The sequence below is a fragment of the Ornithinibacillus salinisoli genome, from assembly GCF_042684965.1.
In the GTDB taxonomy this organism is placed as follows: domain Bacteria; phylum Bacillota; class Bacilli; order Bacillales; family Amphibacillaceae; genus Ornithinibacillus; species Ornithinibacillus salinisoli.
The window spans coordinates 88,288-100,995 of sequence record NZ_JBHUMI010000017.1; the positions used below are offsets into that span (position 1 = coordinate 88,288).

Below are 12,708 nucleotides of genomic sequence, written 5' to 3' on the forward strand. Positions count from 1 at the left end.
TAGAATCATACTAATAAACAACAATATATTCATAATTTTCGTTTTGTATGATATGCTTATTCTGTGAATGCGTTTTCAATAGACTGAATCAATGTAGTTTTAATAGTGAACATCATAGGAGGGGAAAGTCATGTCAAGCAAAGAAGAATTACAGCGAGCAACAGGAGAAAGCAAAGTACAAACACTAGAATTTCGACTTGGTGCATTTGGAGCAGCTGTACCGTTAGTATTTTTTGTCGTGTGGGCAATCTCTATTAGTGTATTACAGTTGTCATCTGAAGTCGGGTTAGTATTGGGTGCAGTATTAGGTTTAACACTAGGATTACTATTTTGTAAAAGTAAATGGGCAGATTACGCACAAGGCTTATTTGATGGACTAGCCCAACCCATTGGTGTAATTGCAATGGTAGCCTGGTTTTATGCTGGGATGTTTGCTCAAGTACTTCAAGTCGGTGGACTTGTTGAAGGATTAGTATGGGTTGGTTCCGTAACAGGTTTAGAAGGTGGATTATTTGTAGCTTTAACATTTTTATTAGCTGCAACATTCTCTACAGCAGTTGGGACAGGCTATGGAACAACAGTAGCATTTTGTACACTTATGTTTCCAGCAGGGATTGCTGTTGGAGCAGATCCAGTTATGTTATTTGCTGCCATTTTAGCTGGTGCTGTATTCGGTGATAATTTGGCTCCTGTATCAGATACGACTATTGTCTCTGCTACAACACAGGATGCTGATGTGCCAGGTGTAGTGCGTTCTAGATTTAAATATTCTATTGTTGCTGCAGTACCGACAATCATATTATTTGCTGTATTTGGTGGTGCAAATAATACAGTACAAACAGACCAAGCAGCTATGGATGCAATGATTGATTCGACGAATCCAGGTGGACTTATAATGTTAATTCCATTTGCTATCGTCCTATTTCTTGCATTAAGAGGTCATCATTTACTAACGTCATTGACTTGGGGAATAGGTTCGGCAATCGTATTGGTTGTTTTCTTAGATGCTAATAAATTTAGTGAAATCATTAGCTTTAATCCAGATTCAGATACTATTGTCGAAGGTGCGTTAATTGATGGGATAACTGGTTATGTCAATATGGCAGTATTAATTTTATTAATTGTTGCTTCAGCTTATATTTTAAAACTCGGTGGTACGATGGATGCAATCACGAAAGGTTTAATAAAGTGGATTAAAAATTCCATTCGTCGAGCAGAGCTAGCAATCTGGGGAATTGTTGCCTTATTAAATAGTGCAATTACGATAAATACAGCTGCAGAAATTGCTGCTGCTCCGTTTGTCAAAGAATTAGGAGAAAAATATAAAATTCATCGCTATCGAAGAGCAAATATGCTTGATGCAGTTACGTCTGCTTTAGGATATATTTTCCCATGGGGAGCACCAGTCCTATTAGGTTGGTCAACTATTAGTATGATGCAAGAAAAGGAATATTCCTGGTTACCTGTTGTTCAACCGACAGAGGTATTCCCTTTTGTTTTCCAAGGTTGGTTCTTAGTAATTGTTATGCTTATTGCAGCACTAACAAGCTGGGGCTTACGATATGAAGGGAAGAATGGGGAAGAGTTAAAGGAAGAACCTAAAGAATAAATAATATATAAAGATAATGAGGAGAACTTTCTGTTTACAGAGAGTTCTCTTTTTAATGGGCTTTTTCTCGTGCAAATGAAGTTGTTTTATGAAATAACATACTCCATGTTTGCTCTGTAAGGCCTATATTTAAGCGAAGATGATGAAATCCCACTTAGATACGCCTGCGTTTAAGCTATTCAAACAGTTAATTGTTAGAATTTGGTTATCATTCATAGTATAATAGTATTATAAATTAGTAATATTATAAAAATTTTAAATAGGGGGGATTGTAGTGGCAAATGAAAGAATTCTATTGGTTGACGATGACCCAGATATGCAAGAAGTAATCAGTCTCTATTTAAAGAAAAATGGATATGACGTTCTTACTGCTAGAGATGGGATGGAGGCGATAGAGGTTCTTGATCTACAGATTCCCGAATTAATTATTCTCGATGTCGTTATGCCGAGATTGGATGGGTTTGAGGTTTGTCAGTTAATTCGTAAGAAAACGGATGTACCAATATTGTTTTTAAGCTCCAAAGAGGATGATATAGATAAAATATTAGGGCTAGGAATTGGTGGAGATGATTTTATTTCAAAATCTACTAGCCCTGCTGTAATCGTCGCAAAAATAAAAGCACACTTACGTCGGAATCGTAGCTTTGATCGAAATCAGGAATTTGCAGACGAATCCATAAGTCATAAGTCATTGATTGAGTTTCCGGGGTTATCTATTAATTTAGAAAGTACGATCGTGAAAGTTAATGGATCGGTTGTTAATCTGGCTGCGAAGGAATATCAAATACTACGTTTATTAGCTCAACATCCTGAGCGAGTATATAGTGTCGAGAAACTATTCGAATTAATCTGGGGAGAAGATAGCCTTGGTGACTATCGAACAGTAATGGTTCATATTAGCAATTTACGTAAAAAAATCGAGTCAGATCCTGATAACCCTGCCTATATTCAAACAATACGTAGAATCGGTTACAAATTTAAAGAAATTATCGATTAGAAGAATGGTCTTTTAAAAAATTTCTTATTTCATTCAAACTTATTCCGTGTTTTTTCGCTTCTAAGATTAAAGACAACCATTCGTAATCGACGTTTTCATACGTCTGTATTGTCAATTTACTTTCGAGTTTTTCAACCATAGATTTTTCCCCCTTTACATCACATGATTAAGCATACTAATCACAGTTAAAGTTTTGTTTAATTCAATTTAAAATTTACTTAAAATTTGCTTAATAGGATGGTATATATGGAAAAAATTCCTGGTTATCATATGATGGAGAAATTAATTATTGGCGAGAATTGGACGCTTTATAAGGCGTTCTCGAAGGAAGAACAGCGCTTGGTAGCTGTTAAAATAATGAATAACGATCTCGCAGATGAATATGCTGTTGCAGAAACAATACATGAGTATTATATGACGAAAGATTTAATGGAAGAGGGTTTACTTCCGGGCCGGAAGCTAGAGAAGAATGGTGAGAGGGCTTATCTTATTACAGACTACTTTCATGGTATCACTTTATCGGATTGGCTAGAGGAAAACGGAGTGATGGAAATAGATATGTCTCTTAAAACGGCTATAAGGATTGCCGCAATCGTAGAGAATGTCCATCAGAAACATATTATACATAAATCGTTACATCCAAAGAACTTACTCTTCCAAACAGAAACAAGTGTAATCAAGCTTACGGGTTTTCATCAAGCAACCAAATTATCTACAGAGAAACAGTTTCCGCATATTAGTCCTTATCAATTAAGGGGACAGGTTGCCTACATGTCCCCTGAGCAAACCGGACGAATGAATAGGACAATGGATTATCGTACGGATCTTTATTCTTTAGGCATTATTTTTTATGAGGTAATAACGGGAAAGTTGCCATTTAACCAAACCGGACCTGCTGAAATGATCCATGCTCACCTTGCATTATCACCGAAGCCGCCCCATGAAATCAATTCAAACATACCTCACGTTGTTTCAACAATGCTACTGAAATTATTGGCAAAAGATCCAGATGAACGTTACCAAAGTGTGAATGGATTAAGACTAGATTTAGAAAGATGTTTAAAGGAGTTAAATTCTACTGGTAGTATTTCTTCTTTTTCATTAGACAGTAGCAGCTCCAAAAATTTCTCTGAACGGCCAAATAAATTATATGGCAGAGAGGAATCAATTAAGCTATTAGTTGATAAATATCAGCAAATTAAATACGGATCCAAAGAATTTCACTTAGTCCCTGGACCTTCAGGTATAGGAAAAACCGCACTAGTAAATGAATTACATAAGCCATTGGTACGGGATAAGGGGTATTTTATTACAGGTAAATTTGTTAAATTACGAAAGCAGATACCATATGCTCCTATCGTTAATGCATTTCAGGAGTTAGTTAGACAAATATTATCAGAGGGACCAATAAGTATACAATCTTGGAAAAGAGTATTAGAAGATGAATTAGGATCTTATGCTGGAGTTATTGTGAATTTTATTCCTGAAATGGAGTGGGTTATTGGGGGGCAGCATCAACTTACTGAATTACCACCACAAGGGGTACACAACCGATTTCGGCAGGCAATAAAAAAATTCATTGGTGTATTTGCAAGAAAAGATCATCCATTAGTGTTATTTATCGATGACCTTCAATGGGCGGACATTGCAACACTTGATTTACTCGAATATATATTTCGTAATCCGGAAATTCAACACTTATTAGTTATTGGAGCCTATCGGCATGATGAAGTACAAGTTGGTCATCCATTTGAAGTTATGCTTAAACGGATCAAAGAAATGCCAGTACAGGTTACCCAAAATCCAGTTCAACCTTTGGAGTATTCCCATGTGAAACAATGGATCCATGAAATGTTATCTCTTGAAGAAAGAGATGAGGTATTTCTTGCAGAATTAATGTATCGGCTCACTCAAGGGAATCCATTTTTCATCCTTCAGCTTCTTCAAGCATTTTATGATGAGGAGATCGTGTATTTTAAGGCAAGTACGGCAAAGTGGTATGCTGATATGGCTTTGCTTAATCAACTTTCATTAAAAGATTCTATTGTTGACTTTATCATGAAAAGAATCGATAAACTGCCAAGTGAGACGAAAAAAACATTGCAGTTTGCATCTTGTTTTGGAAATCAATTTAATTTAAAGACTTTATCTATCATTACAGGAAATAGCTTCTCAGATACAGCAGAAAAGCTATGGGATGGTCTCAACCAAGGATTAATTCTTCCATTAGACCCGAGTTATAAATGGGTATACCCTGACGAAAACACGAAGTTTCTTGATGCGAATCCACCTTCCTATATTTTTTCACATGATAAGGTACAACAAGCGTTTTATATGACAATGTCTAATGAGATTCGAATCAACAATCATTTGAAAGTTGGTAAGAAATTACTCTATCAATACACGGCAGAAAAACGAGAGGAACATATTTTTGAAATTGTAAACCACTTGAATATAAGTCGGAATAAGTTAACGGAATCGGAAAAACTGGATTTAGCAAAATGGAACTGGATTGCGGGGGAACGTGCTAAAAAGAGTGCAGCATCTGAATCGGCTCTGGACTTTTTTGTGATTGGTAAGGAGTTACTTCCAATGGATAGTTGGGAGACTTACTATGAATCTACTTTTAAAATAATGCTAGGATTAGGAGAGGCGCAATATTTAAATCATCAATTCGAGGATGCTGAAATAACATTTAATGAAGTAATAGAAAACGCAACCTCTCGTTTTGATAAATTAACAGTATATAATTTAAAAATCGCATTATATACGCATATTCATGAAATAGAAAAAGCAGTAGACACAGGTTTAAATGGTTTGAAACTATTTGGTTGGAATATTAATAAAGAACCAAGTAAATTATCTGTTGCTATCGAATTTCTTTTTACTAAAATAGCACTTAGTAGAAAGCAACCAAAAGATCTATTAGCACTACCTCCAGTAGAACAAAAAGACCAGCGGCAAGTAATGCGTACATTAATTAATACGAATGCATCGGCATACCATGTGAATCAAAATCTAGCAACGGTATTAATGCTGAGAGCTATTCGTCTCATGTTGAAATATGGGGATATGGATATATCGGCTCTAGTATACAATAATTATGCCTTAACATTGAGTGCAGGGTTTAATGATTATCAGGGGAGTATTTCGTTTGGTAAATTGGCGATTGAGCACACAGAAATGTATCAAGATACTAGTTTACTAGCAAGAGTTAACTTCGTGTACGGTAGCTTTGTAAATCATTGGGATAACCATGTTAAGCATAGTGTGGATTTTTTAGAACGCTCACAACAATTGTGTATCGAATCAGGAAATCTTCATCTAGCCGGAGCGAATGGCGCATTCATAGGTTTGCTATTATATTTAAGGGGAGATAAGCTTAACGAAGTTGTCAGTGGGATAGAAAGGCAATTAAAGTTTGCAAAGCAAAACGAGTATGCTTTAACGGATAATTTTTTAACAGAAATCGTGGATTGGGTTGGCATCTTATCCAATAAGGATTCTCATATTGAATGGAAATATCCTGAATTCAAAGAAGATATTCCTGCAACTATTATGCACTACACAATACGATTACAAATGACTTATTTACTCGATGCAGAAGAAGAGGCAATAGCAGTTATCAAGAAAGTGGACCATTTAGTAGATCGTACGCATGTCTTAATCATTACCCCAGATTATTATTTTTATCATACGTTATGGATGACTAAAATCCTTCGAAATGGTCGAATGATTAAAAAGAAAAAAATAAAGCGAAATTTAGCCAAACTAAAGAAATGGGCAAACCAGTCACCGATAAATTATAAACATAAATATTTATTAGCTAAAGCGGAATGGGAAAATGTCCAAAATGGGGACCCAACCGATTCATACTACCAATCCGCTGCACTCGCTGAAGAGAATGGTTTTTTACAAGATGCTGCAATAGCTAATGAATGTGTGGGTTTGTATTATCTGAATCAAAACCTACCAAAAGTTGCTATGCCGTTTATGACTGCTGCTTATGTTGGTTATAAAAAATGGGGGGCAGAACGCATTGCAAATAAACTCTATGTAGAATATCCAGACTGTATAGCAGTTTCACCACGAGCAGGTAATTCTCGCTATGAAACTAGTTCACTTGATTTACATACGGTGTTACAGGTTGCTGGAACGATTTCGGATGAGGTAGTATTAGACCAACTTTTAACAAAGCTGATGGATAGTGTTCAGACAAATGCCGGTGCTGAATATGTCTGTTTTCTATTGCGTCGTGATAATTCCTTACGCGTTGGTGCCGTAAATGAGGTTCATAAAGGAGTATCTGTTTATATGGATTTAATCCATTTAGAGGAAGTTAGTCTATCAGAAACCATTGTAAATTATGTGTTTCAGAGTCATGAGGCAATTGTATTAGATAATGCAATGAAGGAAGGAAAGTTTACGGAAGAAGCCTATATTAAAGATAAAGGTGCTAAGTCCATACTTTGCTTACCGATACTGTACCAAAATACACTAACAGGAGTACTTTACTTAGAAAACAATCAATCGACACATGTATTTACGAAGGATCGAATTGATTTATTAACGGTTATTGCCTCCCAGGCGGCTATCGCAATTGAAAATGCTTATTTATATGCTAATTTAGAGGAAAAAGTAAAGAAAAGGACGGAATTGTTAAACCAAGCGAACCACGACTTGAAGCAGGCGAATGACTCACTTGCTCAGTCGGAAGAGAAGCGACGTCGTATGATATCTAATATATCTCATGATCTCAGGTCACCACTTGCTACTGTGCAAGGATATATAGATATAATTTTGGATGGTTTATCGGAAACTCCTGAACAAGAAAGACGTTATTTAAAAGCTGCGAAAACACGTCTAATTTCTCTACATGGTCTTGTACAAGATTTGTTTGACTTAGCCAAACTAGAATCAGGGGACATATCATTTTCGATGGAGATGATACCGATTGATCAATTATTTATGCATTTATGTGGACAATGTGAATGGGAAATCAAACATGCAGGACTAGCGTTTCAATGGGAGTTACCACCTTATCATGAATCGTTATATCCATTAATAGAAGTAGATTTGTCTCGTATCGAACAAGTAATGACAAATCTTGTATCAAATGCGATTCAACATACAGATCAAGGTACTATTTATTTCGCTCTATCATTTGCCAACACAGGAGAAGTTATCATTATGGTTAAAGACCAAGGTGATGGAATACCTCATTCGGATATCCCTTATGTGTTTGACCGTTCGTATACGAATAATACAAATAATAAAAAAGAAAAAGGAAATGGGCTAGGTCTAGCTATTTGTAAAGAAATTATTCATGCTCATAACGGAAAGATCTGGGTTGAAAGCAAAGAAGGTATTGGTACAGCATTTTATTTTACCATTCCTATGATAGAAATGGATATGAAAAACAGTATGATAGATGATCATCAAATTTCCATGAAGTCAATGGAGTGATATATTGAGAATGTACTAGGAGGCTGTCCTTAAGCATAAAGCCTGACTTATGGACAGACCTTTTTTTTGCATATCAAACTGTTTACTTGCTTTTAATTAGCATGTATCATTGATAATGAAATATTAATCTCATATAGGGAGGTTTACAATAGATGGCTTTTGTAATTTTAGATCCTTGTGGGCCGGAGAAGGCAGCAGAATGTGTCACCGTATGCCCCGTTGATTGTATAGAAGAAGGACCAGATCAGTTTTACATAGATCCTGATGTTTGCATTGATTGTGGAGCTTGTAAAGCAGCTTGTCCTGTAAGTGCTATAGAAGAAGAATATGATTTAACGCCAGATCAAGAAGTATTTTTAGATAAGGCAGAAGCATTTTTTGCCAATAAATAGTCTCATTTCTTAATTAACCGGCCACAATGTTGTGGCTGGTTTTAGCTTGTAGGGATTTATATCATCTCTACAAGCTTTTTCTGATGAGAAATTAGAATAAATCTTTTATGGCCTATTATGTTCCAAAATGCGCTTAATAAGCTGTGTTCTATTTTTTACTCCTACTTTTGATAGAATTCGAGAGATATGTTTTTTTATGGTCACTTCCGCCACAAATAATTCCTTAGCGATTTCTGCGTTTCGCTTATCTTCCAAAATTAGATTAACAATCTCCGTTTCACGAGCAGTAAGGTTATATTCATCTATTAATACATCTAATTGATTATCTTTTTTAGAACTCTTTTTAAGAAATTGTTTCAAATAAATCGCTAATCTCGGACCACTGAGATCTAATAGATACGTTGTAGATGGATTATTTTCTCCGTAATCAAAATGTTTTGCGTGTGGCACTTCTTGAAAGCCAAAATTTTTGCATAGTTCTTGGAAAAAAGGTAATGGTGTTGAAAGAATTATTTTTCCGCCAGTGAGTAACAAAGGAAATAAATTATATAAGGAAAATGAACGTGCAGAAATATTACTTGTGTCTGTATAATCAAGCAGGCGAATAAACCATCCAGCATTTAACTCTGTTGACACGGCATATGCTTTTTTTTCATTTTCATTTAATCTAGAAAAAAAGGCTCTAGAAACTGGTTCTTTTGCTAGATGCTCTAATGTATTTTTGTTAATAGGCACGATAACAGATAGGCCTAATATCTCTCCATTTTCATCTTTTAATAGGCGTGCAACGTCATAGCCCATTTTTTTAATGTAATCTGCATTGATTAATTCTAATTCTTTTTTATTATGGTTTAATGATGCGGTAAAGCGATAGGACTTATTTATTCCTCTATTATAAAACCCGGTATCACTTTCAGAAATATTATGTTTTCTATTTGTAAAAAACTCCTCTAGCTCGTGAGAATTGTAGGCAGCAACTTGTTCAAAGTACATGGATGTATCAATGGAATCTGTAAAAAAAGTAGATTGGATGATATCAACATCTAGATGATAAAAAAACTGAGCGATATCATGTTCAGAGCGTGTGACAATCGTTCGTTGATAATAGTATTCCGCACTTCGTGAATTAATGAAGTCATATAGGTCTGGATCATGATGCTTTAATTCCGTTTGAATTGAATCTCGAATTAAATCATGAACAGCCCAACCATTTCGTGTCGACTTAACAAAAGATAGGTTTGTTAACTGATTAAATATGCCAAGACTTATGTCTTCCTTTAAAATGTAGGACAAAATTTCTTGATCAAATCTATGTAAAACGGCTGCTACCTTAACTAGTTGTTGTAGTTTTTCATTTGAGACTTCCTCTAACCATATTTTGGTCAAACCCATAAGTATTTTTGGAATATTTTCTTCTATTTGTATGTCTTTATTATATAAATTTAACTTCGTATTTGTAATTGTTGCTAAAGAAAGTGTAAGCGGATGTCCTTCGGTAAATTGCCATAGCGAATAAATGGACTCTTTGTCTGTAATTCCAAAGTATGTTAGATAGGAGCTTGTTTGATTAAGGTCAAAATCTTGTAGTTCTATTTTTTGTATAACTTTTCTCCATGCAGGTGATTCCTTCCATTCTCCTTTTAATTCCTCTCTTCCCGCAATAGCAAATAATATATGTTGTGGGGAATGACGTATAAATACGTGCCGGAACCAGCTATCCAGTTCGTCCATTTTTTCATAATCATCGAGTGCAATGAATATTCGTTGCTTTGTCGATATCGAACTTAAATTCTGTTGGCAGTTTTGCAAAATGTTTGCTGAGTATGTCTGAACATTATCTATTTTCATATCAAGAAGAGTTAGTAAATATGTAGCAAATCCTTTTGGAGTATGTATAAAATCTTCACTATGGATTGTTAAAGTAAGAATGCCCTCTCCTTCTGCCATGCTGGTTAACTTTGATAGTAGATACGACTTTCCTATGCCACCAGAACCATAAATATTGAGTATTTTTGCATGGTTATCAGGTTGTAGAAACTGTTTAAATCCTTCTATCTCACGGTGTCGTCCTACAAAAATGTTTGTATCTAGTTCCTGATTCTTTTTTACCTTCAAGTCTGCGAACCTCCAAACGTTTGAAAAGTCTAACTATTTAAACTATAGTTGTATAATAAGAAGTTGTCAATAGTAGGTATTTTGTTGGAATAAAAGGAACGTAATATAGCATTTTTGGAAAAAACTATTGAACTTAACGTTAACGTAAATGATAAACTATTATTGTTAGAAAATTGGCTAAAATGAAAGCTGATTAACAGGGATAAAGGTGATAGCTAATGTCAGAAAAAGAAACCTATTCGATATCAGAGCTGGCAGATCAATTTGAGATTTCAACGCGGACGATTCGATATTATGAAGAATTAGGATTGCTTCAACCGGGACGCACGATCGGGGGACAACGAGTTTTTACGAAAAAAGAGCAAATTCGTCTTCAATTGGTATTTCGCGGAAAAAAATATGGATTTCGTTTAGAAGAAATTCGGGAAATGATCCAACTATTTGATCGTGATCCATCTGGGAAACAACAGCTACAAAAAACAATCCAATATGGAAATGAAAAGGTGCAGGAGGTGACAAATCGGATAGAGGATTTAGTAAAAATTCGAACAGAAATGGAACAGTTACTGGAGGATTTTCAATCGAAATTAGATGAATTGGAGCGTGATTCGTAATGAATATACCTAATTTATTAGCTGCACAAGCAAGAAAGTACCCTAACAAAGAAGCACTTGTTACTCCTCAAGAAAGAATAACATATAGTGAATGGAATATTGCTGTTAATAAACTGGCAAATAGCCTACAACAATTAGGTGTACAAAAAGGTGATAAGGTTGTTCTGCATATGCCAAATACTAAAGAATTTTTATTTGCGTATTTTGCCGTTCAACGCCTTGGCGCACTTATTGTTCCGATTAATGCCAAGCTCATTCAACAAGAAATTACGTATATTTTGGAGCATAGTGATGCGAAAGTGTTTGTTACCCATGAGTTGTTGTTTCCGCAAGTCGCATCGTTACCAAATTCGAAAGATCTTATTTATATTAAAACGGGTCAACGAATTGATGAGTGGATTTCATTTGAAAACTTGATCGCAGAAGGCGCCACCAAGGAGGTCACATGCCAACTTAGTGAAGATGATGAAGCCTCTATTTTGTATACATCTGGTACTACAGGAGATCCAAAAGGAGTGATATTCACGTATCGAAATATATTGACGGTAGCGAGAATGATTTGTGTGGAGATGACTATGAACCCTACTAGTCGACTACTCCATATGATGCCGTTAAGTCATTCGGCTCCATTGCATTTATTTATGGTAGCTGGTACGTATGTTGGTGCAACACATATAGTAGTACCTACTTTTACTCCAGATCTCTTATTAGAAACAGTTGAAAAGGAAAAAGCAACACATTTCTTCGGTGCACCGATTGCATATCTTGCAAGTAGTAAACATCCGAAAATCAATACGTATGACTTATCTTCAATGGAATATTGGGTATATGGTGGAGCACCTTTATCAAAACAGGAGGTTGCTATTGTCAAAGAACAATTTCGAACCGATCGCTTCATTTGTGTGTATGGTTTGACCGAAGCAGGTCCGAATGGCACATTGCTAGGATTTTCCGAGCATGAAACAAAGGCAGGAAGTATCGGCAAACGAGCAGCACTTGATTGTGAGATTCGACTGGTCGATGAACATGGCAAGGATGTTCAACAAGGAGAGATTGGAGAAATTATTCTCCGAGGTGAAGGCAATATGAAGGGATATTATAAATCTCCTAAACAAACATCCGAGGCTCTACGTGGAGAATGGCTATACACAGGGGATATGGCGATGCAGGATGAAGAAGGTTATTTTTGGGTAATTGATCGGAAAAAGGATATGATCATTTCAGGTGGAGTGAATATTTATCCGAAAGAAATAGAAAATCTATTAATCTCCCATCCGAATATAGAGGATGTAGCTGTAGTAGGTGTTCCACATCCTGATTGGGGAGAAACGGTTAAAGCCTTTGTCGTCGTCAATGGGGAAGTAGAGCATGTTTCTGATATGTGTAAGCAATTTTTACAAGATAAACTAGCTGATTACAAAATTCCAAAATTATATGAGAAATTGGAAGCGCTTCCTCGAAATGCTACTGGTAAACTTTTAAAAAATAAGCTCCGGGAGAGCGTAATAAAATAGG

The 12,708-nt window shown here is 35.6% G+C and carries 8 protein-coding genes; 6 read left to right on the forward strand and 2 right to left on the reverse strand.

Annotated features, from left to right (window positions below; all coding sequences use genetic code 11):
• Positions 1-130 precede the first annotated feature (130 nt).
• On the forward strand, positions 131-1,609 hold the full coding sequence (locus tag ACFSTA_RS14455; RefSeq protein ID WP_377557480.1) for a Na+/H+ antiporter NhaC family protein: 1,479 nt from the start codon (positions 131-133) through the stop codon (positions 1,607-1,609).
• Between the two features lie 274 nt (positions 1,610-1,883).
• Positions 1,884-2,606: a response regulator transcription factor gene (locus ACFSTA_RS14460; RefSeq protein WP_377557481.1), complete on the forward strand. Its 723-nt coding sequence runs from the start codon at positions 1,884-1,886 to the stop codon at positions 2,604-2,606.
• Here the strand turns inward: ACFSTA_RS14460 and ACFSTA_RS14465 are convergent.
• Positions 2,596-2,745 (reverse strand): anti-repressor SinI family protein, encoded by a 150-nt coding sequence (locus ACFSTA_RS14465; protein ID WP_377557482.1) that lies wholly within the window; start codon positions 2,743-2,745, stop codon positions 2,596-2,598. The genes ACFSTA_RS14460 and ACFSTA_RS14465 overlap by 11 nt on opposite strands.
• A 107-nt stretch (positions 2,746-2,852) precedes the next feature.
• Between ACFSTA_RS14465 and ACFSTA_RS14470 the strand changes: the two genes are divergently transcribed.
• Both ACFSTA_RS14470 and ACFSTA_RS14475 read left to right on the forward strand, forming a co-directional pair.
• A complete protein-coding gene (locus ACFSTA_RS14470) occupies positions 2,853-8,072 on the forward strand; it encodes an AAA family ATPase (RefSeq protein ID WP_377557483.1) in 5,220 nt (1,739 codons plus the stop codon).
• A gap of 152 nt (positions 8,073-8,224) precedes the next feature.
• Positions 8,225-8,464 (forward strand): indolepyruvate ferredoxin oxidoreductase subunit alpha, encoded by a 240-nt coding sequence (locus tag ACFSTA_RS14475; protein WP_377557484.1) that lies wholly within the window; start codon positions 8,225-8,227, stop codon positions 8,462-8,464.
• 105 nt (positions 8,465-8,569) lie between these two features.
• Here the strand turns inward: ACFSTA_RS14475 and ACFSTA_RS14480 are convergent, their stop codons facing one another.
• Positions 8,570-10,579, reverse strand: a complete 2,010-nt coding sequence (locus tag ACFSTA_RS14480) for a LuxR C-terminal-related transcriptional regulator (protein WP_377557485.1) — start codon at positions 10,577-10,579, stop codon at positions 8,570-8,572.
• Between the two features lie 218 nt (positions 10,580-10,797).
• Between ACFSTA_RS14480 and ACFSTA_RS14485 the strand changes: the two genes are divergently transcribed.
• Positions 10,798-11,193: a MerR family transcriptional regulator gene (locus ACFSTA_RS14485; protein WP_377557486.1), complete on the forward strand. Its 396-nt coding sequence runs from the start codon at positions 10,798-10,800 to the stop codon at positions 11,191-11,193.
• On the forward strand, positions 11,193-12,707 hold the full coding sequence (locus tag ACFSTA_RS14490; protein WP_377557487.1) for a class I adenylate-forming enzyme family protein: 1,515 nt from the start codon (positions 11,193-11,195) through the stop codon (positions 12,705-12,707). The genes ACFSTA_RS14485 and ACFSTA_RS14490 overlap by 1 nt, the downstream gene beginning before the upstream one ends.
• Position 12,708 lies beyond the last annotated feature (1 nt).